Source organism: Lysinibacillus sp. FN11 (assembly GCF_024628845.1).
In the GTDB taxonomy this organism is placed as follows: Bacteria; Bacillota; Bacilli; order Bacillales_A; family Planococcaceae; genus Lysinibacillus; species Lysinibacillus capsici.
The window spans coordinates 1,904,974-1,931,961 of the sequence record NZ_CP102383.1 but is presented as its reverse complement, the minus strand read 5'-3'; the positions used below and the strand labels follow the sequence as shown (position 1 = coordinate 1,931,961).

Sequence of the window (26,988 nt, the reverse complement as noted above, 5' to 3'; positions counted from 1 at the left end):
AGATAATTTAAAGATTGTGAGGGGGAAAAGTGAATAAATTATCATTGTTTTTTTATTCTTTAAACGTTATTGTTACTTCTATCGCCTTTTACGTGATTAATTTTTTAACTGAACCTGTTTTGATAGGTAGTTCAGAGAATAATATTAGTAATGGTAATCCAGGACTCTTTCCTTTAGTATTTTTAATGCCGTTCTTGATAGTTTCGATTATTGGTACATTTAAAATTGCATATTCTTTTGCTAAAAGAACTTACAAGACAATGCAATATAAAATAATAATTATATTTTCATTCCTTCTTTCGAGTATTATATATTTCTTTACTTTTAAAGAAGCAAGAGAATTTAGATTATTAGTCTTTGAAAATAATGATTCAGTTACTAAAATAACTCAAATTCCATTACTTAACACATATTCAAATAATATCTTCTTTAATGGATGGACATTACTTGCGTTACTATTTACCACTGTTTTTATAGCTTATTGTTTCGCATTAGTTAAGCAAAGAGATACAAGATGAATAAATGAAGCGTTGATCCAAATGGATTAACGCTTTTTATGTGTGCCCGGCATGTACAACAACTCAATGGTAAAAGTCCATACAGGCTTGGCAGTAGGAACTGTTAGCAAAAGACAGGGGTGTCCATGGCGACGTGGAATCTGGAGGTAATAGGACGCAAACTCTCAAACTGTTGAACAGAAATCAGATAGAAGGCTGGCTTGGGATGGATAAACTTGCATAACAAAACGAAGTCTAATACTGTTCGAATCCTATACAGTAAATCTGGCGGTTATATGAGAGGAAAGTGGTTGTGCTTACCCAGGGAGGTCTCTTGAGGGTTATTTTAATTAACAATTTGTCTAGTGATAGTCAGATGAATCAAGAGAAATCATAGTAGCCAAGTCAACTATGGTGAAGGACAGAACAAACTCCAATCTTGAAAGAAACAAGGAGGTGGAGACATCCGCCGAAGCACAGAAAACATCGGGATATAGACCGAATAGATGACTACTTATAGAGGGATAAGCTGGAAGCAAAAGAGCATATAAGAATTTGTCGGGATGTAAACATGGAAATAAAGAAACAAGATGCTATCGAACTAATTGACAAAATCATAGCTGATAAAAATCTATGGGGAGCCCAACAACTGTTGTAGAGTGTGAACCAATATCATGAACGAAATGAACGAAGGGTCTGTAGATTCTTGTCCATATACAAGTCTGGACATTTCTTATTCGTATATTTAAGAATCATTTCAAATGCAAAAGAAGTCCGTATAATTGTCTCAGGGGATGAAAAAGAAGTTTTAAGGACTGAACCGTTTATAATGTTGAAAAAACTCCCATGTGATATTCAACAATTGAGTGTGATACTGTAATAAGAAACAGCGCTCGTTTTAATTAAAGATCCAATATAATGATCGTGCAATTCTTTTCTCATCTAAAAAGGCAGGGTTACGCATTTTTTTGTAGAACTAAATGTACAAGAAGTTAATAAAAGAATAAAACGATATTAGATCCTATATATGTATCAATATTCTAAGTTTTTTTAAAAAAGGGGTGTAAGTTGTGCAAACTTCAATGGGGGAAACGGAGCTTTATCAGGAAAGAGTTATCGATAATTTTATTGACGATATTGGAAGAAAAATGGAATATTCAATTATAGGAAAAGGTACACCAATACTTGTGTTTCATGGTGGACATTCTAATTGTAAAGAAGAGTTTGGCTACGCTGAATTATTGGAACAAGGTTATTCAATAATAACTCCTTCTAGAGCTGGATATGGTAATACAGATCCACTTCTCGGGAAAGATCTTCAAACAGCCTGCCATGCTTATTTAACTATACTCAATCATTTGAATATCGAAAAGGTACATGTAATTGCCATTTCTGCTGGAGGACCAAGTGGAATCTTTTTTGCTTCTAATTATCCAGAACGTGTAAGAAGTCTTACTTTACAATCGGCCGTAACGAAACAATGGCTTACATCTAAAGATATGGAATATAAAGCAGCCAAAATTTTATTTCGTCCTACTATAGAAAAATATACTTGGAGAATTATTAGTCACTTAAGTAACCGATTTTCCGAATTTATGTTTAAACAAATGGCCCCTTCTTTTAGTAAACTTCCTTATATTGAAGTAGCCACTCAAATTACTGATGTTGATATTGAGATGTTTTGTAAAATGAACAATAGACAACGCTCTGGATATGGTTTTATGATTGACTTATCACAAACTGGAACAATTTCTGCAGCTGATTTACGCTCAATTAAGTGTCCTACATTAATTTTACATAGTATAAATGATAGTGCTGCACCTGTTGAACATGCTTATCATGCACAACATAACATCACAAATTCGAAACTTTGTATTCTTCAAAATTGGGGTCATTTAATTTGGCTCGGGCATGATTCCGAAAGAATGTATGATGAATTAATAAAATTTTTGATTACCTATTAACAACTTCATATGTATTTAAATTAGTATACGAATCACCTTCTTGTATTTTGTAATAGATATTTCTACTTTAGGAGGTGCCTGAGTTCAAGTCCACATCTACAATAGTCCATCACACTTCTGTATTATTTTTGTTAAGCTAAAACCGAGCTACCACTGCAATTGAAATGAGAGCCACTTTATATCAAAATAGTCCTTACTTTAAATATTTAGTTACATTGCATTTGATAAAAAAGGAGCCAAAATACTCTTTACTCACCTATAATTACGTGCAGGAAGAACTGCTACTATTATTATGAATATTCTATCGTTTGAGCGTTTTTCATTTTTTAAAGTCAGCATTAACAGATTGACTCACACACCGTACATACATTATCTACATAATAAGTGGCTCGTAACTCATTTACAAACGAAGGAATGGATAGAAAAGAATAATTTTTAGTGGCTCACATTTAATTTGCAAAAACACACCTCCAAAATATTATAAAGTTTTTCATCAATCAATTGTCTTTCTATATAAGAATGGCAGATTAGGAACGTCGCTATGCTTGGAACTCATTTTGCCATATTCACTCACTTTTAAAACACTTTATTCCTATTGTTAGATTAAAAATAATGTATAAATAAGTTATAAATTGAAATTTTTATTAATATATAATATAAAAATACAATATTTATATTATATATTAATAAAAATTAAAGATTTGAGAGTCAAGTCCAGACTCCTGTGTAAAATGCTATACAATGTTTTTACCATTTCTACTTATCAAAATTGATGTATTTTCTTGAAGAATAAATCCATTCATCATGTAGGTCCATAAGAACGGCTCCAATTAAGCGATTGGCTGATGTTTGATTGGGGAAGATGCGAATAATCTTTTCTCTTCTGCGTACTTCTTGATTCAGTCGTTCAATTAGATTGGTACTCTTTAGTCGATTGTGGGAATTTCCTTGTACGGTATATTGAAAGGCGTCTTCGAATCCATCATCCAATGATGCGCAAGCTTTTGAATATTTTGGTTGATCGATATAATCATGAATCAATCGATTTTTAGCCTCACGCGCTAAGTTAATATCTGTGAACTTAAAAATTCCTTTAACAGCTTCTCTGAAAGATTTTGAATTTTTTTAGGAATGGTGGTAAAGATATTTCTTAGGAAGTGAACTTGGCATCTTTGCCAACTTACGTTGGTGAAGGATTTTCTAATGGCAGAGACTAATCCTTTGTGCGCATCAGAAATAACGAGTTCCGTACCTTGTAAACCGCGTTCTTTTAGGTATTCAAAAAATGTTGTCCAGGTCTCTTCGCTTTCGCCACTTTGAATCATGAAGCCGATAATTTCACGGTCGCCATCTTTGGTTATTCCAATCGCTATATGACAGCTTTTTGAGAGTACTCGATTTTCTTCTCGTACTTTTATATAGAGTACATCGGTCATTAAGTAAGGATAATTTTTTTCTGATAATAAACGATTCTGCCACTCGTTAACCATAGGTTCTAGCTGTTCTGTTAAGCTAGAAACGAAGGACTTAGAGACGGATTTACCACAAAGTTCTTCCACAATTTTTGATACTTTACGAGTTGAAACGCCTGATACATACATTTCCAACATTGAAGCCATGAGGGCTTTTTCGTTTCGTTGATAACGTTCAAACACTGTGGGTGAAAAATGGCCATCACGTGTTCTGGGTACTTTTAATTCTAGCGTGCCTACACGTGTCGTAAAGCTGCGCTCATAATAGCCATTTCGTTGACTTTGTCGGTTTTCTGTTCGTTCATATTCTTTTGCTTGAATATATTCTGTTCGTTGATTTTCCATTAGTTGATTAAATACCGTTGTTAAAATATTTTTAGAAACGTCATCCTTTACAGAATATTCAATAATGCTTTGAATCTCTTCGCTTTTCAGTGTAAAATGTACTTGGGTCATGTAAAAGTCCTCCTGGGTATGTTTTTGTCGTTAAAAACATTGTACCGTAAAAGGACTGTTATATGGCCTTTTTACTTTTACACAATTATACGGACTTTATCGATTTGAGGTGAAAATTATAAAAAAGAAATTATTTTTTATATGTTTACTTATATTATGTGTAATGTTCGTTACTTGGAAGTTAAATAAACCAGTTAGTAATAGCGAATCAACGATTTCTAACAAAATGAATAGAAAAGCGTTCGTACCAGAAGGGATCACTCCTGGAAATTTTAGCGAGTACGATATATCACTGAGGATGGAAAATGACGGTAAGTTCCAATTAGAAACAACTGTATTGATCAAAAATCTATCTACGGATGATTGGGAACAATTAATTTTCTACTTTATACCTAATATGTTTACAAAAAGTGTGTCATCTGAGCTGGAACATCCCTCGAAAGTTGATTTTCATAACATTTCGATTGAAGGAAAAAAGGTGAATTACACACTAGAAAAAGATACATTAAGCATAATGCTTCTGGAAAAGTTGAAACCTAATCAAGAAATTAAAGTTAATTTTTCATATGAACTAACCATTCCTGAAAAAGGATTAAGATTCACGAAAAGTAATAGTAATTATCATTTAGCTCAGTTTTATCCAATGCTTGCCACATATAGAAATCATAAATGGAACAAGGAAGCGTACCGCGATAGAGGAGAGACATATCATACTGCATTTAGCAATTTCAAATTAACGTATGACATTCCTAAAGAGTACACCTTGGTTTCTTCATTTGATCAAGAAGTATTTCCAAGTCCAAACAAAGGTTTACTTGAAGTTCAGAATGTGAAGGAGATATTTCTTGCTATATTAAAAGATCCATTACTAGTAGAAAAAGATGAGGGCATTTCCATTAGATTATTTGGATTTGAGGCGAAAAAAGAAGAACTATATCAAGAAATAGTAGACGAGGCTACCATTGCATTAAAGTATTTCGAAGAAATTATGGGGCCTTATCCTTTTAAACAATTAGATATTGTAATAGATGGAATGGGTATGGAGTATCCAGGAATTGTAACAGCTCATTCGATTTATAATAGTGGTCCAAGCAATTCTCAGCAACTTAAAAGTATGGTAGTTCATGAGATTGCTCATCAGTGGTTTTATGGGATAATTAGTAATGATCCATATAATAATGCTTGGTTAGATGAAGGTTTCGCAGAATTTGCTACTAGTCTATTCAAGTATGCGAAATTGAAACAAAGTGAAACTTATAATTCGATGTTCAGAATTGACCCAGAACGCGAACTTCCAGTAAATCTACCTCTTGATCAATACGATGAATCTAATATGAGTTCATATGTTTACGGAAAATCCGCCATAATGTTATGGGCATTATTTAAAGAAAATGGAGAGTTAAAAGAAGCTGAAGAATTTTTAAAAACTTATTATCAATTTTATAAAAATAAAGAGATAGATTCTAATGAGTTTATGAGATTTACAAGATACTATTTTGATTTAAAAGATGATTCATTATTTGAGGGTTGGTTACAGCTAGAAAATTAAAAATGAATAATTGATTTTTTAATCAATAGGAGCATTAGAAGTAATGTAGGAAGTAGGAAGTAGGAAGTAAGAGTAAGCAAAGACGAATTAAAAAGGCGACTGTAGTTTTATAAAAAAGATTGATCATTTATAACAAAGTTCGATTATTTAAAATAAATATTGATTAAAGATCCTGTGTTGATATGCGGGATCTTTTCTTATTCCACAATCGGGCCAGATTGTTGAGGAACATTTTTAATAAAGTTGGATATTATTGTTGAATTATAGAGTAATAGATTGTGAAGTTTCTCACTTTAACTAACGGTGCAGTTTAGTTGAACAAACTAATTAGAGAAATGCAATTAACCTCGGTTAAAAATATTTTGTTAAAATTAGGATGTTTTATGAAATTTTTGGATATTTAAAACTATTCAAATCGTACATTTTCTGAGATTTCTTTAATCTTGTCCCAATCTAAAATTTGAATTTCATTCTCTTCTCGTTTGATAATCCCTTTCTCTCTCCATTCCTTTAGTATTCTATTTAGATGTCTTTTTGTAGTACCAATTAATGAGGCAACATCATCTAAAGAATTTGTTTTTATATATTGATTTACATGTGAAGGGGATTCAACCGAGCATAAATAAGCAGCTAGACGTATGCTTACTGATGAGAGTGCATTTACTTTTGATGAAATGGTGCAAGTTAAAAGCTTATAGGCTAGCTCTTTCAACAATAGTTGATTAAATTTACTATCAAATTTTAAATTTGTTTCATACACTTCTATAGGAATAAATAATACTTCACATGGTTCTGTAGCAATACAATTTGATGCAACTAAGCAATCTGCAAAGATTTCGATATCGCCCATAATCGCTGGTTGTTGACAGTAGCGTAGTAGTAATTCTTTTCCAGTCACTTCTAAGCTAGATACCATATATCTACCAGAAAGTAAAAAATATAATCCATCTATCTTGTCCCCTGCTTTTAAAATATTTTCATTAGGTTGAAAAGTACGTACAAATATGGACGATATTAGTTCTTTTGATAAAGTGTAATCATATATAGATTGAAATAGATTTTGACTCATTTTTCCCTCCGGGACATCTGTCCTTTATTCTTTGTTTTTGTTTATTTTAATATAGTTATAGTCAATTAATAAAGAGGTAGGGATTCAAATGAACTTTGTATTCGATTTAGATGGAACACTTTGTTTTAATGGCAAGAGTATTGATAAAGAAATAATTGATGCACTTCAAGAATTAAAGTCTGCAGGACATCAAGTGATTTTTGCCTCAGCTAGGCCGATACGTGATTTATTACCTGTTATACCTAAAAGCTTTCATAAAGGTCTATTAGTTGGAGGAAATGGTACATTTACTTACGATCATGGGCATATTCAAGTGATACATTTCGAACAACAAATATTAGACAAACTCATTGAACTCATTCATCTACATCAATTAGAATTTTTAGCAGATGGTCAGTGGAATTACGCCTTTTCAGGTAATGTTGCACATCCTATTTATCAAAATATCGATAAAACTAATTCAACGAACATTCCATTGGAACAATTACTGCCAGTTTGCAAATTAGTTTTATTCCAACCGAATGAGGAAGTATTAAAAGCCCTTCATGTAATTCCTGTAACAGTGACACACTATAAAAACGAGCATGCCATCGATATTAGTCCTCTAGGTATTAATAAAGTTAGAGGACTTCATATGTTGGATATTCAACAGTTTATTGCTTTTGGAAACGATAGTAACGATCAATGCTTGTTTGAGCATGCAATACATAGTGTATGCGTAGGCAATAATGACGTGAAACATTATGCTAAAGAAAACATTGAACGAGCAGATGTAGCAGGGAAAATTCGAGCATTAATTGGAAATTATTATTTAGATGAAAGAGATACAGATACATCTATACTTATTAGAAATTAATAATGCTTTAAATAAGGTTTAAACTTAGTAAATACAGTTAGCCAAAAACTTCGAGGTAACTAGGATATATTTTATTGGAAAGGGATAATTGCCTTTAATAGCTTAAAAAAAAGATTAATCACTGACTTGATATTCAGCAAACGGACGCTTTTCTTGAAGATTATTGAGTTGAGTAGGCAGCTCTTTTTTTCTTATTCAACTAACGGTGCAGTTTAGTTGAATAAGTAATGTTTCAATAACTAGGAGGAGATTAATGGAAAATCATGAAGAACAATGGTTTTGATTTTCTTATTGTAAGAGAAGATAAAATACATGATTATCTACGATTAGCTGGCTCATATGCAGTAATCAAGTGCGAAGACAAATATCTTTTAGGTTATAACACTTGGAGAAAGCAATGGGAATTGCCAGCAGGACAAAGAGAAAAGAATGAAACGGGAAAGGATTGTGCAATCAGAGAACTTTGAAGCAGATTAAGGTATTGGATTCTTATAATCAAAAATAGATATGGTATAATATGTATTAGATGTAAAGCGGAATTGTATTAAATCTAAAATTGCAAGGAGGAATGAGTGTATGAGAAGGAGTACTATTTTTGCATAGCAAAGGCTCTTGCATAATAAAATAATTAAAAGTAGCCTTTGCTCTTCCTAAAAGAAATACTAAAATTAGGAGTGCAAAAATGAGCTATAAAAAAGCAAAGCATATACTTCCAACTGAGTTGGTGGAGTTAATACAGAAATATGTTGATGGTGAATATATTTATATCCCACGAAGAAAAGATAGTAAAAAAAGTTGGGGGTCCAGTACTGCAACCAGAGGAGAATTGGATCTAAGAAATTCTAATATATATAATGATTATCTATCGGGGTTGAATATAGCTTCTTTGTGTGAAAAATATTATTTGTCATCAAAAAGTATTCAAAGAATTGTATTAAAAGAAAAAAGAAAAAGAATAAATTTTTAAAATAAGCCAATGCAGTTTTATCCTGCATTGGCTTATTTTCTTTTATGAAATAAGTTTGAGGTTTTTTTAAGTAATGTAAGTCAGATATAATCTAAACAACCTTATAAAAGGTAAGAGAAACCAGCTAATTGATTTTTGAGACCCAGACGTAGTTTATCTAGATTAATGAACTGAAGTGGAAGTATGTATTGGACAGACATTGTTACTTAAGGAATGTTTTTTTTGCAAAATGTATATTAGCAAAGGAATAGGAGGATAGATATGAACAATTTATTTACAATAGATTGTGGTGACATATTACTGAGAGAATTTAGAATTGAAGATGCTGATGCTATTTATGAGCTTACTTCACAACCTGAAGTTTATAATTTTCTGCCAGATTGGCGTTCAACAAAAGAACAACGATTAAACTGGGTCACGAATTATGAAATACCAGACAATAAAAAGTTTTTGTTAGCTGTACCTAATATTAGTGGTGCTAATTATTTGAAGTTGGGAATAATATTGAAGGAAACTGGAGAATTTATTGGTTTCTGCAATACAGGTATTAAAGAAGAGCTAAGTGAACCAAACCGAGAAGTCGTTTATGCAATTTCAAAGCAATACAGTTGTCGTGGTTACACAACAACAGCAGTAAAAGGATTGATAAAATATTTGTTTGAGAATACAGATGTAGAGCTACTTAATACAGTTGTTCTACCTCACAATTTAAGCTCAAATAAAGTTATTCAAAAATGTGGATTTCGTTTTAATGGAGAAATTGAAATTGAAGACCAAATTCATTATCATTACACTCTTAACAAAGAGGATTGGAAAGGGAAAAAAATCACTAAGGCTATTTGAAAGATTCAACTAGTGAAAGTGTTTCAACAATAATGTAGACGTTTACTTACTAACCAAGCAACATTCCAGTAATAAGTGGACGAAATGTTCTTAGTAAATCATTTAAATGTGAATAAATGTACTTAAACTAACGGGTGCTTTAGTTCAATAACGATCTTCAACAATCGGGCGCAATTCTGCAGCAAGAATTGTGCTTTTCTTCATGAAAAGGGCCAGATTGTTGAGTAAATTAAACACATATTAATTTTAAACTTATTTCTATAGTGCTTAGGTTATTTTGTTTCTACTGTTCAGCAGCATATCATTATCTTCTTTAATCGAGCACTTTCCTTGTATATAATATACTCCCCGAAAGTTTTAGTAAAAGTTACTAATGGGTTGGTAGAATTCATAAAACTTTATAAGCACTTATCAATTTTTCCTATAATCTTATTAGATAGAGCATCGCGACACTCAGAAATGCAAATTAACCATTAAATTTATTCGGTTCGGTTGTATATTTCAATGTTATCCCGAATTTGCTCTATAAATTTACTCGCTGCAAGGGAGAACACTTGGTGCTTTTTCCAAATGATGTTTAAATTTGCTTGTAATTTAGGATTTAAGGGCTTAAAACAGAGGTTACTGTTTCCAGATGTATTTATCAGCTTATCCAAGCATAAGGCATATCCAAGATTTTCTTCGACCATAAGTGTAGCATTATAAAGTAAGTTGTAAGTTCCAACAATATTTAAACTATTAACATCTTGCCCAAACCAACCTGTCATTTCGTTATCCACCGTTGTTTGACGTGAAATTATTAAAGGTTTCTCGATTAAATCCCCTGGTTGAATAAATTCTTTTTTAGCTAAGTTGCTATCCTTTCGCATTAGGACACCCCAAGTATCTGTGGCAGGTAACTGCAAGAAATCATATTTTTGCTTATCAGTTGGTTCAATTACAATTCCAAAGTCTAATAAACCACTGTCTAATTTCTCAGCAATATCATCTGCATTACCGCTGTATAAGTGGAATTGAACGTCTGGATGTTTTTGTATTAAGTCTTTTAGTGCTTCAGCAATTAAGCGTATTGCCTCCGTTTCTCCACTACCAATGTATATTTCTCCACTGATCATTTCTGTTGGTTGATTAAAATTTGCTTCTGTCTTATCAACTAATTTCACGATTTCCTTCGCTTTTGTTAATAGAAACATACCTTCTGTGGTTAAGGAAATCCTTCGGTTTCCTCTGATAAATAAGGGTGTCCCTAATTCAGCCTCTAAGTCACTTAACTGCCTTGATAATGTGGGTTGTGATATATGTAAATATTTTGCTGCTGCTGAGATACTTTGATGATTCGCAACAGCTATAAAGTAACGTAATAATCGTATTTCCACAATGAAACCTCCTATGCCTATTATGTATACTTGGATATTTAATATAGGTATTTGATATTAGAATATTATCATTTTATGATGTTCTTGAGAAGAAAAGATAAATAAAGGAAGGTGGTATATAAAATTTTAAGGATGAAGTAATTAATATTGCAGGAGCGTCTAGTGATTTAGGGGAAGCAACCACAAAAATGCTCATTTATATGCAAGTAAAGAGATATAACTACAAAACAGGATAAGAAATAATTATTAGAAGCTCAAATATAGATGAAAAATAAAACGATAAATGAAACTTAGAGGGGGAGTAGGGTTTGAAAATACGATTATATCAATTAATGATTTTATTGCTAATGTTTATCCTTTCAGCTTGCAATAACAATAATACCAGTACAAATGTTAATTCCAACCAGCAAGAAAATTCCTCTGTAGCTGAGTCAGGGGAATACGCTGAGATTGGATCAGGGGCTAACCTTGTTAAATTCCCCGAAAATCTTGAAGAGGGAATTATATTTGCCACTTACGATCGAGGAGATATTCATGAAGACATCTATGTAAATAGTAAGGAAGCGATTGAAGCAGCACAGAACGGAGAAGAGCTTCCGAGCGGCACCGTTATTACTCTTGTAGGTTATAAGGATGGAGAGATTGATCAATATTTAGTAATGGAAAAGCGTAAAGGATGGGGTTCACATTACTCACCGGAGGAACGCAACGGAGAATGGGAATATCAACATTTTACACCTGACAGAGAAGTGGCTAAAGATAATATTGGTCGTTGCATGTCCTGTCATGCAAATCAGGAAAGGGATCAATATATAAATTCGATGGATCAAATGAAAGAGTTTGATTTAGAAGAACTTGCACAATCAAAAAGCAGCAGTACAGAAAGCCAAATTGCGAATAACCTTACAAAAGACTGGAATGTTAGTGAGTTATCTGCCCATATAATTGATTCCAACCAAGTAAATAAAGAAGAAATTAATTTAATAAAAGATACAAAGAAAGCTAAAAAAATTCAGGAAGTTCTTTTGAGAATGTATTTACAGCAATTTAATAGCTAATTCTAGTAGCTATTAAACTATTTGCATTCTCAAATAGAAAGTCTCTTCTACAATGGAAAGAGGTGCATTTATTGAATAGTAAGATGTTAATTAGGTTAGTAAATGACCTTGTTATGACAGCGCTCATACTGATAGGAATGGGTTATTATATAACCGGAAATATGATTCATGAAGTAATTGGAGTGGTGGTATTTGTATTATTTATTGTGCATAACTTGCTAAACCGACGTTGGTATAAAACGATTTTAAAGGGAAAATATAATATACGGCGTGTTCTACAAATCGGAATCAACCTACTATTTCTTGTAACTATGATTATGATGATAATGAGTGCTGTATTGATTTCAAGTGAATTATTTCCCTTTATTCCTATTAATAACGACATGGTGCTAAGGCAAATACATGTTCAGACTGCTTATTGGGGATTCATCATCATGGCAGTTCACATAGGATTTTCATGGGGAATGATTATTAATTCAGTACGGAGGATGACAGGGTTTACTAGTACAAGCCTTATTCGTACCACTGTATTACGATTTATAGCCGTATTCGTTGTAGCCTACGGGGTGCATTCCTCCTTCGAGGAAGATATGGGGTATAAGCTATTCATATATAGTCCATTTGGTTGGTTCAATGATGATTCTACTGGAAAGTTTATCATTAATCACTTATCAATCATGGGAATCTATATCGCTGGAACACATTATTCGTTGAAATTTATTCAGAGACAGGGAACACGAGCTGTTCAAAAAACTAATAAAGGTTTAAAAGCGATAGATAATAAACGAGTTCTGGAGTAGGGAAGTGTTAAGTTTTGAAATCTTAACACTTCCCTAATTAAATCATCTTAAAGCAACTAGAAAATGACACTTTTCTGAAAGAAGGATATTTTATGTCAACACAAAACAAGTTACTTATATTTATATTAACCGTAGGGGCTTTCGGCATCATAAATACTGAAATGGGAGTTATAGGAATATTACCCTACATTGCTGATCACTTTCATGTCAGTGTATCAAAAGCAGGATTGTTAGTAAGCCTTTTTGCCCTTGCTGTTGCGATATCTGGTCCAACTATGCCGTTAATATTTTCAGGGATAAACCGTAAGAAGGCAATGTTACTTGTACTTGGTATTTTCGTTCTAGGTAACATTGTTTCTATATTTACATCTAACTTTACCATCGCCATAATTGCCCGTGTGGTTCCAGCGATATTTCAGCCAATCTATTTTACAGCAGCTTTGACAATGGCTGCAAACTCGGTTAGTGAAGAGGAAGCTCCAAAAGCTGTTTCAAAAGTTTTTATCGGGGTTTCTGCAGGGATGGTACTTGGTGTACCGATCGCAAGTTTCCTTGCTAGTACAGTTTCGTTTCAAATATCAATGGCATTTTTTGCTATAGTAAATGCTATTGTATTTATCGCTACATTAGTATATTTCCCTTCTATGCCTGTTAAAGAAAGACTTTCTTACGGTGCTCAATTATCGGTATTAAAAAAACAAGTTACATGGCTTGCAATTGTTGCTGTAATTTTACTAAATTCAGCGATTTTCGGGGTGTATAGTTATCTAGCTGAGTACCTCAAAACCGTTACGAATATTTCTGGGAAATCAATTAGTTTGATGTTAGTCCTTTTTGGGGGGCAAATATTATTGGAAACATTTTAGCTGGTAAGTTACTTACAAAAGATGCTATCAAAACTGTAGTTTCTTTTCCATTTGCATTGGGAGTCGTTTACATCATTTTATTCTTCACCGGACAGTTTACTGTGCCTATGGCCATCATAACTTTAGTTTGGGGAATTTTAGCTGGTGTAGGAGCAAATATTAATCAATATTGGATTACCTCTGCAGCTCCAGAAGCTCCAGATTTTGCAAACGGATTATTTTTATCATCCGTTAATTTAGGAACTACCATTGGTACAGCTGTAGGTGGAATATTTATTTCACAAATAGGTACACGATACGTAGTATTAGTGGGATTATTATCGTTGGTATTAAGTTTGGTATTTATTTTATTAAGAAACAACAAATATACACCTACAAAACAACTCACTAGATAAGATTTTCACATTCAACAATCTTTAACATTTCATAAATTACTGAATTCGTTCCAATTTCTTATACAGAACTCCCTGTAATCTAAAGTAATTTTTCTAAAGTAGCAAAATGGGGGCCCGAAGGGAGGACAAGTTAAAAGAACTCACTCAAGCAATCTACAAGGTAATAGATGTTGTGAATCCGAAAGACAATGAGGAACTTGTTAGTGCAGCAAAAGAAACGTATGGAAAATTATTTTCTTAAATGCCAGGCTTATGCCAAATTCACCTTTATCTGCACTGAAAGGGTTATGTACTCAAAAATAAATGTCAAATAGACCAAAGGAGATAAACTATGGAAAAAGATTTAAATGTTACACAGGAGTGGGATAAAGTTTTCCAAAAAAGTGAGGAAGTAAATCATCGTAAGGTAACTTTTCATAACCGTTATGGAATAACATTGGTTGCTGATTTATATGAGCCAAAAAACAATGAAGGGTATCTTCCAGCAATTGCTGTATGCGGACCATTTGGGGCAGTAAAAGAGCAATCATCTGGACTATATGCTCAAACAATGGCAGAAAGAGGATTTTTAACAATTGCCTTTGATCCGTCATTTACTGGTGAGAGTGGAGGGAAACCTCGTTATGTCGCATCACCCGATATCAATACAGAAGATTTCCAAGCCGCGGTAGACTTTTTATCTACTCAGGATATTGTTGATTCTGAAAAAATTGGGATTATTGGAATCTGTGGCTGGGGTGGAATGGCTTTAAATGCTGCAGCTATTGATACAAGAATCAAAGCTACAGTCACTTCTACAATGTATGATATGTCTCGTGTGAATGCAGAAGGATATTTTAACGCAATGGACGAGGACGCGCGGTTTGAAGCACGAAAAAGCTTAAATGCACAAAGAATTGTCGATTATAAAAATGGAGATTACGCAAGAGCCGGGGGAGTCATTGATCCACTTCCAGAAGATGCACCATATTTCGTAAAAGATTATTATGATTACTATAAAACAGATCGCGGGTATCACAAAAGATCATTAAATTCAAATGATGGATGGAATATTACCTCATCATTATCATTTATGAATATGCCAATTTTACAATACAGTAACGAAATTCGTAATGCCGTTTTAATGGTCCATGGTGAAAAAGCACATTCTTGTTATTTTAGTCAAGATGCATTTAAAGAATTGAAGGGTGATAATAAAGAGCTCATGATTATTCCTGATGCATCTCATACTGACTTGTATGACAAGACTGAAATTATACCGTTTGTTGAAATTACAGAGTTTTTTTCGAAAAATCTTAAATAATTGTTTAAAAGACTGTCCCATAAGACAGAAAATTAAATACAATAACAATAACTCTCAATAAAGACAAGCTCTGTTTAAATTTCATTGTTTAATTTAATTGCCAAAGAAGCCCATAATCTCGATGATTATGGGCTTTAGTAATCGCAAGGATTAATCATTCCAAATAAACAATTCTTGTTTTAGGCTTAGATTGCATCACTTTTGAAATCAGTTCATAAATTTCAAGCTGGGATAACGTTGTTCAACAATCGGGCGCTTTCCTGGAAACATGGAAAGTGCCTTTTAGATTAATTAGAGTTCAAAACTATCACTATTTTGTAGGTTGTTGAATATCCTTGTATGAAAAAATCTTTCATTGAACATAATAGAATTTAGAATTAATAGATTTATAGGTGGGAGAGTGAAAGACACATGTTATTATCGGAAGCATGGAAAAGGTATCAACAGGATAAAAAAATCGAGGGATATTCATCGCTTACATTAAAAACATATTGTTTTCAATACAATCTATTATTACGATTTTTTGGTGATATTGATATGAACGAATTTAATACAGATAGATTAAAAGAATATTTAATACGATCAGGAGACCACTTAAAGCCTTCTAGTTTAGGACATAGGATTCGTTGTGTTAAATCATTATTTAGATGGTCACATGAAGAAGGTTATACTCTAAAAAATCCTGCAGCTAAATTAAAAGAGCCTAAATTAGGTAAAAGGATTCCTAAATTTCTCTCAGAATTAGAAATAGAACATCTAATATTATCTAGTACTTTGCACTTTTCCCCGTCTAACACCATCATTTAAAGGCGAATTAGTTTGTTAGAAATATATAATATTTTTATAAAATGTTTCCTTTATAGGTAATTTGATGTATTGTTAATGGTATATAAAAAAGGAGGATTTACATTGGATATTGAAATGATGATTCAAAAAATTGAAGAGCTAGAACAATCAATAGAATTCCTTAATTTTCGACAAGAATTACTTTTTTCAAATACTTCTGTAGACAGAATTTTGTACGAATACAACATAACTAAACAACAGTATACTTACATCATGGATTTAATGGATAAGTATAGAGAGAAGATTGGGAACGGAGAAAAAGTTAGTCATAGTGTATTTGAGGATGAGATGTATGACATAGTTTTTCAACATAAAGGAAATTATCATTTTGTTGAATCATTAACAAGAGCTTTCTGGGAAAATGACCGATGGGAAGAAGTATTTGATGAGCTATATAGAGTGTTACCAAAATATCAACATATTAAAAAGGGATATTAATTCATGGGGAACTTTTTTTCTGGGTTAGGAAATGTAGCAGATATCATTGGTGTCATATCAGGAATAGTTGCAGTAATTGCATGGTTAAAAGCAAGAAAACATGCAAACGAAGCGAATAAAACTCTTGAGGTAATACAAAACTACAAAAAAGTTGAGATATTTACTGAGGTTAATAAGAAATTAGAGCAAATTAAAAGGTCAATTAGAGACGTAGCAACCGACAATAGGACAACTAGTGTTAAAAAAAGATACAAAGAATTGGAAACAACTATAGGGGAAGTTATTCATTCATTACCCTTAAAAAATAATGAGTTAATTGAGAAGATGAGAGAAGTTGAAAAAGAAATTAGAGTATATGGAGATAACAATCAAAAACTAGAGGGAGAACCTCAATATGCTGTTCTGGACTCAATTGACACGGTATCAACAGGTCTAAAATCGCTAATGGAAAAGTTGCGACAAGAAACTTAAAAACCATAAATTCCCTTAATAAAATTGGAGGATAAAATGAGGAAAGAATTAATACGACTTAGGGAACAGCATAGTTTTTCTACCTTAAATTTACTGAAGCAACAAGGTGTTAATCAAACCGTAATATTAACTGGTGATAATGATGGTGCTGATAAAATGATTGCCGCTGAAGCAAATGTTGGCCGTTACATTGCCAATTTATTACCGTAAGATAAAGTTGATGCCATTCAAAAGCTCCAAAATGAAGGCTACACAGTTGCTATGGTGGGAGTGATGCCCCAGCTCTTGCAACTTCAAATTTGGGCATTGCAATGGGTGGTGCAGGTACTGATACAGCCATGGAAACTACAGATATAGTATTAATGGCCGATAAACTTGATAAATTACCACATACGATAAAATTAAGTAAAAAAGCATTTTAATGATTATTAAACAAAACATTATCTTTTCAATTATCATTAAAGTTGTTTAAAATCTAATAACCAACAAAGATTAAAAAGAGGCTGGGACAAAAGAAAAAATGTTAGACCATTTACAAGTTTGGTCTAACATTTTTTTGCGTTATTAGAACACATATACTTTAATAAATCACAAAAATAACATTCATTTTTTGCTTTTTCTCAATAAAATGAGTTATGTCCCAGCCTCTTTTTAATATGATATTGAATATCAAATTGAGAAATCACATAAGACACCAAAGTTTAAACAATTTTGACATCGAAGTAAAGTATAAACTTTGGTGTCTTTAAAGTATAAACTTGGATGTCCATGTACAGGTGTTGGCGGATTCAAGCCCTCCCTCAAGCCAAATAATTTTAGTTTACATAATATAAATTATAGGAAGTTGTGTTTCATTGAAAAGTATACTAATAATAGTGAGACAAAATGAATGTAAAAGGTCACATAGGTTTTGGACACCAAAAATTTACCTTTCTAGCTTCAAAATTCTTTCTGCTTTCCTTAAAAATAAAATAATTTTCCTTCATTTTTAAACCTTTAGTTTTGGACTTTTTAGTTTTTAAAATAACCAGTCGTCAAATAAATTTCGACAACTGGCTAGGTGTATACTTTTTCGACTGTAATATCAAAGGATACTAAATATTAGTTTTTACCGAAGAAAGATCTCATCTTCATTTGCAAGTTCATTTTCTAAAAAAACGTTCTTTCATGGGAGTTTAAGAATATTTCTTCACAAGGCAACTTTATTTCAAAGACACAACGATCTTACTACATGCTTTTTATTAATCCCACACGCTCATCTGCTAGTATTACTATTTTTTATGACCAAATTAGCCGTTTCACTCGGATGGTTAAGAGGAAAATGATGACCATATGGAACAAAATCAACCTTACCCAGATGCTTAGGAGCAGAGTAGCCTCTATCAGAATCCCCCAAATAATGTGAAGATTATACTTTGTTACTTCATTGAAATCACCTTGAATGTTTTTCGATAGTAAACTGTTAAGCTGAACAGTAGTGTTTAAAATTCTAGGAGAAGTAAAACTTTTACCTATTTTTTGAATATAGTGTTCAGGGATGCTCTCCGTATTTTCAAATAAACCATTATTTAATAAATAACGCTCTATTAAATTAGTAGTTGCCAATTTCAATGTCCATTTGTTTATAAATTGAGGAACATTTATTGATTGAGCATTTTTTTTGGCAACAGGTGGCTGAAGTAAAGTAATTGTATACTTCTTATCTATGTACTTTTGTACTAATGCTTCCAAAAGAATATACGCACCAAATGAATGGCCAATTAGATGGGCACCGTTAGTAGCTTTCTCCAATAACTTTTTTACTACATTCAAATAGATATTTAAAAGATTTTTCTCTCGTTTAAAAGGAGAACGTCCCAAACCAGGAAGGTCTATGATCCATACAGGACGACCTGTTTTTTCATGAAGCTCTTTTCCTAAAGGAAATAAATCCTCTCCATCACTCAATAAACCATGTAATAAAATAAACGGTTTCCCCTCTCCTTGTAATTGGTAAAGGGTATTGTTATCGCATAATGTTCGCTCAAATAAATGATGAAGCTCACCATTTTGATACATCAATCGATAATCCAGATCAGCTACTACGGCAGGGAAAAAGTTCATGACACTCGTCTTCTTAAACCAATCTCCCCCCATCATGTTTTTCACCGAACCATTTGAAAATGTTCGTTTTGTCATAAAATTCAGTCCATCAGAAGGAATGTTTGTTATTTTACTTACTCCACTTTTCATTATTGTTTTCATAAGCGGCATTGGAACAGAGATTTTTGGTGCCCGCATATTCATACTTTCCGACATGACACTTAATAATTCAGCAATGTTCGGATCGTTCTCTTTGTCTTCAACAAGTGTATATGTTTGAATAGCTGGCTGCTCCAATTTGAAAACCTGCACAATAAACTTCGCAATCTCATCGTTTGAAATCAGTGGCAACCTATATCCCTTACCTCCAGGAATCACTGGCATGAGCCCTCTTCGCATACTTGTCACAAGCAAACCTAATCCTGCTATCTGCTCTGTACTCCCTGTTTTACTACTACCGACCACAGTTGGCGGATTAATGACAGACAGCGGATAACCTACTGCTGATGCCTGCTGACGGATATATAGATCTGCTAAAAACTTTGTTCTCTCATATGGATTTTTTATTTTTAAAAATTTGTTTCCTTCTTTAAATACATCTATCGCAACCTTGCTATTTTTATCATCAAATGGACTCATATAGCCTACAACATGAATAAATTGCTGCAAGCCCTTTAATTGGTGAATACTTTTAGCTAATTCACTAATATGTTTGGCGCCATTTAAAAAGACGGAAGCGGCCTCTTTACTTGTCGCTTGAATATCCATAGGGCCTCCTGCGTGAATCATCACATCCGTTTTCAATACCCTCTCCTTATCTTCAACACTCAGACCTAAGTCTATTTTCGTTAAATCACCTTCAATAAAGTGCATATTTGCCTCTTTTAAGATGCCTCTTTCCTGAAAAATGCGTGTTGCTTTACTTTTCGATCTCACTAATAGAAGAATTGTAACGTGCTCTTTGGCTAATTCCTCGACTAATTGCTTTCCAATAAAACCTGTTCCACCAGTTAAAAATACGGTTCTCATAAAAAATCCTCCTTGTAGTACTACTTAGTACTAATTTGATGTAAAAAAATGCTTCTTTTATCGAAGCAAGTTAAACAAATGATCTGCTGTTTTCATGATTACAGTTGCATCCTCCAGTGTTTCTGAAATAAATAGCGCTCCTTCAAGATTTGTAATAAAAAGAGATGCAACCTCGTCAATATTTATTGTCTTTCTAAATTCACCATTCTCTACCCCTTGTTTAAGGAATAGAGAAACTTTCGTTTGTAAGCCTTTAAAAAAAAGACCTATTTTTTCTTTTACTTTTGTGGCATTTGTAGGACTTTGAATATAAAGCGTAATAAATGGACAGCTCCCCTTATATTCTCTCGTCTGAACTCCTTGTGATATTTGCTTTAAAAACAATTTGATACGATCTTCAACTAATAATTGGTTTTGAGATAGTAAGTCATCTATTGCAGATTGATACATTTCAATCCAATAATCAACGACCCCTTCCAACAATTCTTCCTTATTAGAGAAGTGATAATACACATTAGACTTTGAAACTTTACTTACACGAACTAATTCATCCATGCTTGTATAAGCAAATCCTTTTTCTAAAAATAATGTTGCAGCTACTTCAATCACACGTTTTTGATTCATTAATTTTACTTTTGTCATAATTAGAACTATACAGTACTAAAATGGGTGTTGCAAGTATTATTGTTAGTTTAATAAAAAAATTGATCAAAAAAGCTATACCTTAATTGGTTATACTGCTAAAAATTAATCTCATTTTGAACAAAGTTGAACAGAACCCCAAAACTGTTTTGGATGGCTTGCAATTTTTCACTTGTATTATTTTTGTAGTCAATAAAGGAGATGCTTTTATGCCCTTTAAAGATGATTTGTAAAATTGATTCATTCATACCCTTCATTCAATATAAAAACTCCATTTTGATTGATGCTGATCCGAACTGACCTAGAAAAGTGAGACAAATAAAAACACCTTTCGTTGAAAAACGGGTATAAGCATACCAAACAATCAACGGAGGTGTTTTTTCTATGGGAACAAGAGTAAGCTATCCAATAGAAATAAAAATGAAAGCAATTGAAATGAGATTAGCAGGAATCCCGGTCAAACAGGTATTAGAAGAATTAAAGATTAAAAATAAAACACAATTGAAAACATGGATGTGGTGGTATCGCAAGGGAGAAATACATCGATTACACCAACCTGTGGGGAAACAGTACGCTTATGGAAAAGGGCCTGAACATGCATCAGAAGAAGCTCGTTTACAAGCTGAAAATCGTTATTTAAAACAACAAATTGAAGTGCTAAAAAAGTACGAAGAATTGGAAAGGAAGTGGTTGGACAAGTACTTGTAGAGGCTGTTGAAGAATTGAAGGGACAGATGCCTATTCAGACAATTTGTGAATTCCTAGGGGTTTCACGCGCTACCTATTATCGTTGGAAAAAAGAACTGGGGAAAATCTCTAAAAAAGAGTTGCGTGATCAAGCAATCGGAAAAGTTTGTGCAGCCCATCAATTTCGTTATGGTTATCGCAAAATCGCTACGTTTTTCTCAGGTATTAGCGAAAAGACAATCCAACGTGTGATGCAAAAATATAATTGGTCATGTCGTGTAAAAGTGAAGAAACGAAAACGTACAGGGCAGCCCGCACAAATAGCTGATAATAAATTGGCTCGAGATTTTCACGCAGACCAGCCCTTACAGAAGCTCGTAACAGATATTACTTACTTGCCTTTTGGACAATCTGTGTTGTATCTTTCAAGCATTATGGATTTGTTTAACGGTGAAATTATTGCGTATACAATTGGTCCTGTTCAAGATACGAACTTTGTCTTAGATACGCTTCATCAACTCCACCATCTTCCAGAAAGGGTTACCTTGCATAGTGATCAAGGCTCTGTATATACATCGTATGACTATCAAAAAGCAGTAAAAGAAAAAGGAATTACCATGAGCATGTCTCGTAAAGGCACGCCCGCAGATAATTCCCCAATCGAAACGTTTCACTCCTCGCTAAAGTCAGAAACGTTCTACCTTGACGGCATACACAGCACAACGAATGCATGTGTAAAACAAATCGTCGAAGATTATATTACTTATTATAACAATATCCGTATTCAAACGAAACTAAACAACCAGTCGCCCGTTAAATACCGGCAACTGGCTGTTTAAAAGGTGTTTTCTTACTGTCTCAAAAACGACAGTCAGTGCCGATCAAAATGGAGTTTTTATTATCCTTAGCTGTTATTCAAACAATGGCATCATATGTTTTCTAATCAATTCAACACGGTCCTTGGCACGTGGCATAAAGCGCGAAGCAATCGAAATGACCATCTTCTTTTGAGGATTTATGAATATTACATTTCCACCATCCCCCAAAGCTGCATAGCAATCATCAAGTATCCACCACAAATAACCATAGGTCAGCTTTCCTGATCGACTTTGTACTTTAGTGCTGTCCTCTATCCATTGAGAAGAAAGTATTTGGCGACCGTTCCATACACCCCCATTTAAATAGAGCTGACCTATTTTGGCCATATCCCGGGTTGTTAACGTAAGTCCCCAACCAGCGGTATTTACTTCCTTAGGATCTACTATCCAGCCAGTGACATATTTATCCTTCAGAAAAGCGAAATAGTCTTCTTTATTTTGTATAGTTGTATTTGTGGGAGCTTTGATTGCAAGAGGTTTAAACAAGTTTTCTGTAGCGAAATCAAGAACAGATTGACCAGTGGCAGTTGTAAGAACACCTGATAAAATATGTGTGCCAACGGTAGAATAGTTAAACACCCCAATACTACCTTTGCCCCCTAGCAAATCCAATGCAGCTTTTACCCAGTCATCACTTGAATATACTTTCGTATAAGGCTCTGACTTGTATTTATAGGGTGCAGTCATTGACAACAAATTTGCTATGGTGATGTTTTGAATGGTTTTTTCGCCACGTTTCACTGTATAATTTGGAAAAAAATCTAACACATGCTGTTCTATATTTTTCATATATCCTTTATCAATTGCCATTCCAATAAGAATGGAGATGATACTTTTAGTGACAGATGCTATATGCAAAGCATCATCTGGGGTGTACCCATCAAAATATTTTTCGTAAATTAAATGATTATCTTTTCTAATAGCGATGCCTGCTATATTGGAATACTCTTTTTCTATTAAATCTTCAAAGTTATTCATCATTCTGATTGTTAGGGTTTGACACATTGACGTCAGCTATATCAATCCCTATCCTTTCGCTAAAATGAATCATCAATATTGATGTAATAAAGAATAATTTATTATAAAAAATTATTCAATTCTTTTCTTTTTTCCAGCTAGTGTGATAACAAAAAAACGTTAATCCTTGTTCGATTAACGTTACGGTTTCTTTTTATCTATCTTCATTTTCATAATATGCTTCATTCGCATGTTTCTGATCTGTACCTTTAAGGTATGCTAGGATCATTTTAGGACGTTTAAGTAAAACCCAGTCTCCATGCTTATCAAATTTTCTGCTTGAAGTGATCATTCCATTTTGAATTGTTCCGTATTTTTTTCCGTTCTTTTTTCCCCAATCTTTTAATCGTTTAGCAAAATCGGCATCTTCTGCCATGAGCATATTTTCATTAAATCCATTAATTACTTGAAAATCTTTTTTGTAGCACCAAAAGATGCCTACAGAAATTGCACCATATTTTAAAAATAGTGGTCCGATTAATAACAAAGCTGAAACAAAAATTCCTAAGGACATTCTTTCAAACTTTCCTGTAACGCCCCCGCCAATGTACTTACCCGTGATTAAGTTCTCCACTGCCTTCGATAACACATGTTCGTTCATCTGTGTATCGGCATCAATTGTGACGATGATTTCCCCTCTTGCTATATCAACGCCAGCGTTCCTAATCTTCGAAAGGTTCTTATCGCTATTTTTTAGTAGGATACAATTATACAATTTTGCAATTTCCTCTGTTCTATCTGTACAGCGATTTAAAACAACAATAATCTCTACTTGATTTTCAAAGGATTTGGAAGCCTTTAAAATAGATTCTAAGCATTTTCCAATGTATTTTTCTTCATTATGGGCTGGTATGACAATTGAAATTTTTATATCCTCTTTCTTTTGCACTTCTAAAGAGTTCTCCATGTCGTACATACAGCTCCCCCTTTTAAATGTCTTCTGCATTTATAAAATAAACCAGCTGATCAGTCCACTTGTTGTCCTCGTATATGAATCCTTTCCTCGTGCATTCATAAAGCATTCCAACATTTTCTGCTAATTTAATAGATGCCGTATTGTCGAGGTTTATATGAGCTTCTATTCGATGATAATTTAATTTTTCAAAAGCTAGATCAATCGCTGCTTTTACAGCCTCTTTACCATAACCTTTTCTCCAAAAATGGTTATGAATGGTATACCCGAACCTAGCCCATTGAAATTCTTCCCTCATAATGGTTGAGAAGTCTACAAAACCAATATGCGTATTATCTGTTTTTCTAAATACGCCAAATACATACACCTTATCATCCTCAGCCATCTGATGATGCTTAGTAACTAAATCACGAAACCATTCTTTCGTACAGATACTCATATCTAATTTACCTTCATCGTATTTATGCTGGGAAGGTAAACGATTTTCATATTGCGTAAGCCAAGAAGAGTAATCTTCCTCTTCCATTAATCGAATAATTAATCGTTCTGTTTTCGTCATTATCTTATTCAATCGAACACCTCATACCTTTCTAAATAGCGATTCATGGAAGTAGTTTACTCGCCTTCTTCGTCTGCAGAGGGGCCGTAGATGCCTGGTACTGGAATATCGAGAAGTCGCAAGTATACCCCAAGCTGCGCTCGATGATGGACCATGTGGCTTAATCCGAAGGTGCGGAACGCAATAGCTCGAGGCTCCTGGCGAATAATATGGTCACCGTGACGTAGCGTCCATTCCTCTCCGAGCTTCTTCTCATCACATTCAGTAAGCAACATTTCCACTTTTCTTACGTTTGCATCGAACTCATCGAGAATGTCATCTCGCTTTTCTATTGCCTCTCGTCGCAACGGAACGGTCGAAAGATCAAAGTCTGAGTACTGTAAAATAGCCATTTGCCAGTTTAGCAGATTGATTAGGTGAGTGGCCAGACCTCCTAGTGTCATGGATTTCTCATGTGGCCTCCATGTCAAATGCTCGTCGGGCAAGCGTTCCAGTATGCGACGAGTAGAAGCCAATTCTTGTGTTGTATCTCCAACAATCAATTGTTTAAGCATAAAATCCCTCTCCTCCCTTTTAATCAGCATACTATAAATTCCATTCAAGGGGAAAGCTCTCAGATAAGTTTTTATGCTATGGTTAAACCTTTTTAGACTGTTAGAATATGTAAATACTTTGAGGGTTTTACAGTTTGAAGAAATGTTCATGAGGGAATATACTAGATTGAACAAAAAGGGGTGAAGATAAGGTGAAAATAAAAACAATTTTGTTGTTAATGATTTGTTCTTTAACGTTAGTTGCTTGTAACAATCAGAAAGAAGCAGCAAAGGTGATAGAAATTCAAGAATTAATTAATTTTGATGAAGTGCAACCCGATACTTTACAACAAATCTCCGATGCGAAAGATATTCAAATTATAGAAAAAACATTTAAAAAAGCTAGAGAATTCGGTGAGGTCGATAACGAAATTGCTCCGCAGTATAAGATCAAACTAAACGATGATGAATACTACCTATGGATAGACAATACAGTCACAGGGACAATAGCAAACGTAAACAGTAGAAATATGTTTTACAATATCCTAGCTACCGATGAATTTAAAGAGGCCATAAATTATCGATAGCAAAATAAATGATTTTTAAATAATAGTAGCAACGATCTGTACGGAAACATAGATTGTTGCTATTTTTTTAGGGCATGTTTCATATTATCTAGCTTCATGTTGCTGGGAATGTTCTCTCACTTTTTCAACGGATATAGAGCCCCTCCGTATTAGCAACCTTTTCTAATAACTCAAGATTATGTTGGCTGTAAATTAAAAAGGCTAAGCCATTCCCACTAAATACAATATTCTCCTCAGGTAAAATAAAATGTAAATGGAGATGGTCCGAAACAGCTAATTTTATTAGTGAAATTAACATTGTGTATTCATCAATGTTTAATAAAATTCCTTCTGTACGATCTTTAAGTATAATTTTATTCCATTCATTCTTGTAGACATTATAATACAATTGATCTTTATATAAAGGATCCGGTAAATAATAAAATGCATAAAACTCAGATGATTTTAACCACATCAATTCAAAAAATCTCTCAAATTTTTCCAGACTTTTTTGATACGTATGATAATCCTCAGTTTTTTGTTGGAAATCGACCATCTCCAATTTATCGAAAAATACTTCTATTTGACTATATTTTTCATTACTTTGTATCTGATAAGGGTAAATATCAAGTATTTTAGTACTTTCATAATCATACAATTGCTCTAGTAATTCTTCTAATTTTTTTCTGTCTTTATTGGTTGCTTCCTTGCAAATACAATCGATTATCTTTTCTAATGACATCCCTTTGACTCCTTTAATTCCTACTTCAGCACGGTAAAAGAACGTAGTAATCCGTTACATTTTTCTATTTATAGTTTAGTATACCATCTTTCATTTATTGCACCATGCCAGCGT

The 26,988-nt window shown here is 33.3% G+C and carries 22 protein-coding genes and 5 pseudogenes; 17 read left to right on the top strand and 10 right to left on the bottom strand.

Going from position 1 to position 26,988, the window contains the following annotated elements:
* The first annotated feature begins 29 nt into the window (after nucleotides 1–29).
* Together NP781_RS10320 and NP781_RS10315 are read left to right on the top strand one after the other, a co-directional pair.
* Nucleotides 30–518: a hypothetical protein gene (locus tag NP781_RS10320; RefSeq protein WP_257522197.1), complete on the top strand. Its 489-nt coding sequence runs from the start codon at nucleotides 30–32 to the stop codon at nucleotides 516–518.
* A 1,061-nt stretch (nucleotides 519–1,579) separates the two neighbouring features.
* A complete protein-coding gene (locus NP781_RS10315) occupies nucleotides 1,580–2,461 on the top strand; it encodes an alpha/beta fold hydrolase (protein ID WP_373880553.1) in 882 nt (293 codons plus the stop codon).
* Between the two features lie 756 nt (nucleotides 2,462–3,217).
* Here NP781_RS10315 and NP781_RS10310 read toward each other — a convergent pair.
* Nucleotides 3,218–4,389, bottom strand: a pseudogene (locus NP781_RS10310) (IS256-like element IS256 family transposase).
* A 226-nt stretch (nucleotides 4,390–4,615) separates the two neighbouring features.
* Between NP781_RS10310 and NP781_RS10305 the strand changes: the two are divergent.
* The gene (locus NP781_RS10305; protein ID WP_257522196.1) at nucleotides 4,616–5,938 is read left to right on the top strand and encodes a M1 family metallopeptidase; all 1,323 of its coding nucleotides are present in this window, start codon (nucleotides 4,616–4,618) and stop codon (nucleotides 5,936–5,938) included.
* Between the two features lie 406 nt (nucleotides 5,939–6,344).
* Here the strand turns inward: NP781_RS10305 and NP781_RS10300 are convergent, their stop codons facing one another.
* Nucleotides 6,345–7,007: a Crp/Fnr family transcriptional regulator gene (locus NP781_RS10300; protein ID WP_257522195.1), complete on the bottom strand. Its 663-nt coding sequence runs from the start codon at nucleotides 7,005–7,007 to the stop codon at nucleotides 6,345–6,347.
* Nucleotides 7,008–7,095: 88 nt separating this feature from the next.
* On the opposite strand from NP781_RS10300, the gene NP781_RS10295 reads away from it, so the two are divergent.
* The 4 genes from NP781_RS10295 (at nucleotide 7,096) to NP781_RS10280 (ending at nucleotide 9,673) form a co-directional block, all read left to right on the top strand.
* Nucleotides 7,096–7,863: an HAD family hydrolase gene (locus tag NP781_RS10295; RefSeq protein WP_257522194.1), complete on the top strand. Its 768-nt coding sequence runs from the start codon at nucleotides 7,096–7,098 to the stop codon at nucleotides 7,861–7,863.
* Nucleotides 7,864–8,126: 263 nt separating this feature from the next.
* A complete protein-coding gene (locus tag NP781_RS10290) occupies nucleotides 8,127–8,330 on the top strand; it encodes an NUDIX hydrolase (protein WP_257522193.1) in 204 nt (67 codons plus the stop codon).
* A gap of 215 nt (nucleotides 8,331–8,545) precedes the next feature.
* A complete protein-coding gene (locus NP781_RS10285; RefSeq protein ID WP_257522192.1) occupies nucleotides 8,546–8,830 on the top strand; it encodes a CD3324 family protein in 285 nt (94 codons plus the stop codon).
* 261 nt (nucleotides 8,831–9,091) lie between these two features.
* Nucleotides 9,092–9,673: a GNAT family N-acetyltransferase gene (locus NP781_RS10280; protein ID WP_257522191.1), complete on the top strand. Its 582-nt coding sequence runs from the start codon at nucleotides 9,092–9,094 to the stop codon at nucleotides 9,671–9,673.
* 479 nt (nucleotides 9,674–10,152) lie between these two features.
* Here NP781_RS10280 and NP781_RS10275 read toward each other — a convergent pair whose 3' ends face one another.
* The gene (locus NP781_RS10275) at nucleotides 10,153–11,049 is read right to left on the bottom strand and encodes a LysR family transcriptional regulator (RefSeq protein ID WP_257522190.1); all 897 of its coding nucleotides are present in this window, start codon (nucleotides 11,047–11,049) and stop codon (nucleotides 10,153–10,155) included.
* 308 nt (nucleotides 11,050–11,357) lie between these two features.
* Here NP781_RS10275 and NP781_RS10270 point away from each other — a divergent pair, with 308 nt between their 5' ends.
* The 8 genes and pseudogenes from NP781_RS10270 to NP781_RS10235 form a co-directional block, all read left to right on the top strand.
* Entirely contained in the window at nucleotides 11,358–12,107 is a 750-nt protein-coding gene (locus NP781_RS10270; RefSeq protein ID WP_257522189.1) for a cytochrome P460 family protein, read from the top strand.
* Between the two features lie 71 nt (nucleotides 12,108–12,178).
* The gene (locus tag NP781_RS10265) at nucleotides 12,179–12,907 is read left to right on the top strand and encodes a DUF4405 domain-containing protein (protein WP_257522188.1); all 729 of its coding nucleotides are present in this window, start codon (nucleotides 12,179–12,181) and stop codon (nucleotides 12,905–12,907) included.
* A gap of 92 nt (nucleotides 12,908–12,999) precedes the next feature.
* Nucleotides 13,000–14,168 (top strand): annotated as a pseudogene (locus NP781_RS10260) (MFS transporter).
* Nucleotides 14,169–14,499: 331 nt separating this feature from the next.
* Nucleotides 14,500–15,471 carry an alpha/beta hydrolase gene (locus tag NP781_RS10255; protein ID WP_257522187.1) on the top strand — a complete coding sequence of 324 codons (972 nt, stop codon included), beginning with the start codon at nucleotides 14,500–14,502 and terminating at the stop codon, nucleotides 15,469–15,471.
* 411 nt (nucleotides 15,472–15,882) lie between these two features.
* A pseudogene (locus tag NP781_RS10250) lies at nucleotides 15,883–16,230 on the top strand (tyrosine-type recombinase/integrase); the annotation flags it as partial.
* Nucleotides 16,231–16,380: 150 nt separating this feature from the next.
* The gene (locus NP781_RS10245; protein WP_257522186.1) at nucleotides 16,381–16,755 is read left to right on the top strand and encodes a DUF1878 domain-containing protein; all 375 of its coding nucleotides are present in this window, start codon (nucleotides 16,381–16,383) and stop codon (nucleotides 16,753–16,755) included.
* A 3-nt stretch (nucleotides 16,756–16,758) separates the two neighbouring features.
* Nucleotides 16,759–17,226, top strand: coding sequence for a hypothetical protein (locus NP781_RS10240; protein ID WP_257522185.1), 468 nt, complete (start codon nucleotides 16,759–16,761; stop codon nucleotides 17,224–17,226).
* Between the two features lie 72 nt (nucleotides 17,227–17,298).
* Nucleotides 17,299–17,695 (top strand): annotated as a pseudogene (locus NP781_RS10235) (HAD-IC family P-type ATPase); the annotation flags it as partial.
* Between the two features lie 786 nt (nucleotides 17,696–18,481).
* Here the strand turns inward: NP781_RS10235 and NP781_RS10230 are convergent.
* Nucleotides 18,482–20,337, bottom strand: a pseudogene (locus tag NP781_RS10230) (alpha/beta fold hydrolase).
* Between the two features lie 57 nt (nucleotides 20,338–20,394).
* Complete coding sequence (locus NP781_RS10225) at nucleotides 20,395–20,961, bottom strand: TetR/AcrR family transcriptional regulator (protein ID WP_048392738.1); 567 nt, start codon at nucleotides 20,959–20,961, stop codon at nucleotides 20,395–20,397.
* Nucleotides 20,962–21,363: 402 nt separating this feature from the next.
* Here NP781_RS10225 and NP781_RS10220 point away from each other — a divergent pair.
* Nucleotides 21,364–22,505 (top strand): IS3 family transposase gene (locus tag NP781_RS10220; protein ID WP_257521392.1). Its coding sequence is split into 2 segments (ribosomal slippage): nucleotides 21,364–21,637 and nucleotides 21,637–22,505, totalling 1,143 coding nucleotides; the frame shifts between segments, so codons are not numbered across the junction.
* Nucleotides 22,506–22,577: 72 nt separating this feature from the next.
* On the opposite strand, the gene NP781_RS10215 is transcribed toward NP781_RS10220, so the two are convergent.
* The 4 genes from NP781_RS10215 to NP781_RS10200 form a co-directional block, all read right to left on the bottom strand.
* Nucleotides 22,578–23,522: a serine hydrolase domain-containing protein gene (locus NP781_RS10215; protein WP_225340227.1), complete on the bottom strand. Its 945-nt coding sequence runs from the start codon at nucleotides 23,520–23,522 to the stop codon at nucleotides 22,578–22,580.
* A gap of 193 nt (nucleotides 23,523–23,715) precedes the next feature.
* Nucleotides 23,716–24,477 (bottom strand): glycosyltransferase, encoded by a 762-nt coding sequence (locus tag NP781_RS10210; RefSeq protein WP_257522184.1) that lies wholly within the window; start codon nucleotides 24,475–24,477, stop codon nucleotides 23,716–23,718.
* A gap of 13 nt (nucleotides 24,478–24,490) precedes the next feature.
* Nucleotides 24,491–25,045, bottom strand: coding sequence for a GNAT family N-acetyltransferase (locus tag NP781_RS10205; RefSeq protein WP_257522183.1), 555 nt, complete (start codon nucleotides 25,043–25,045; stop codon nucleotides 24,491–24,493).
* Nucleotides 25,046–25,089: 44 nt separating this feature from the next.
* Nucleotides 25,090–25,587 carry a DinB family protein gene (locus tag NP781_RS10200; RefSeq protein ID WP_221681853.1) on the bottom strand — a complete coding sequence of 166 codons (498 nt, stop codon included), beginning with the start codon at nucleotides 25,585–25,587 and terminating at the stop codon, nucleotides 25,090–25,092.
* A 191-nt stretch (nucleotides 25,588–25,778) separates the two neighbouring features.
* Between NP781_RS10200 and NP781_RS10195 the strand changes: the two genes are divergently transcribed.
* Nucleotides 25,779–26,153 (top strand): hypothetical protein, encoded by a 375-nt coding sequence (locus NP781_RS10195; protein ID WP_257522182.1) that lies wholly within the window; start codon nucleotides 25,779–25,781, stop codon nucleotides 26,151–26,153.
* Nucleotides 26,154–26,277: 124 nt separating this feature from the next.
* Here the strand turns inward: NP781_RS10195 and NP781_RS10190 are convergent, their stop codons facing one another.
* A complete protein-coding gene (locus NP781_RS10190) occupies nucleotides 26,278–26,874 on the bottom strand; it encodes a hypothetical protein (protein ID WP_257522181.1) in 597 nt (198 codons plus the stop codon).
* Between the last annotated feature and the right edge of the window lie 114 nt (nucleotides 26,875–26,988).

Bases quoted from the DNA above. Each gene is read 5' to 3' on its own strand.
- NP781_RS10315 (WP_373880553.1), top strand. From the start codon at position 1,580: ATGGGGGAAACGGAGCTTTATCAGGAAAGAGTTATCGATAATTTTATT.
- NP781_RS10305 (WP_257522196.1), top strand. From the start codon at position 4,616: ATGAATAGAAAAGCGTTCGTACCAGAAGGGATCACTCCTGGAAATTTT.
- NP781_RS10300 (WP_257522195.1), bottom strand. From the start codon at position 7,007: ATGAGTCAAAATCTATTTCAATCTATATATGATTACACTTTATCAAAA.
- NP781_RS10295 (WP_257522194.1), top strand. From the start codon at position 7,096: ATGAACTTTGTATTCGATTTAGATGGAACACTTTGTTTTAATGGCAAG.
- NP781_RS10290 (WP_257522193.1), top strand. From the start codon at position 8,127: ATGAAGAACAATGGTTTTGATTTTCTTATTGTAAGAGAAGATAAAATA.
- NP781_RS10285 (WP_257522192.1), top strand. From the start codon at position 8,546: ATGAGCTATAAAAAAGCAAAGCATATACTTCCAACTGAGTTGGTGGAG.
- NP781_RS10280 (WP_257522191.1), top strand. From the start codon at position 9,092: ATGAACAATTTATTTACAATAGATTGTGGTGACATATTACTGAGAGAA.
- NP781_RS10255 (WP_257522187.1), top strand. From the start codon at position 14,500: ATGGAAAAAGATTTAAATGTTACACAGGAGTGGGATAAAGTTTTCCAA.
- NP781_RS10240 (WP_257522185.1), top strand. From the start codon at position 16,759: ATGGGGAACTTTTTTTCTGGGTTAGGAAATGTAGCAGATATCATTGGT.
- NP781_RS10225 (WP_048392738.1), bottom strand. From the start codon at position 20,961: ATGAATCAAAAACGTGTGATTGAAGTAGCTGCAACATTATTTTTAGAA.
- NP781_RS10215 (WP_225340227.1), bottom strand. From the start codon at position 23,522: ATGAATAACTTTGAAGATTTAATAGAAAAAGAGTATTCCAATATAGCA.
- NP781_RS10210 (WP_257522184.1), bottom strand. From the start codon at position 24,477: ATGTACGACATGGAGAACTCTTTAGAAGTGCAAAAGAAAGAGGATATA.
- NP781_RS10200 (WP_221681853.1), bottom strand. From the start codon at position 25,587: ATGCTTAAACAATTGATTGTTGGAGATACAACACAAGAATTGGCTTCT.
- NP781_RS10190 (WP_257522181.1), bottom strand. From the start codon at position 26,874: ATGTCATTAGAAAAGATAATCGATTGTATTTGCAAGGAAGCAACCAAT.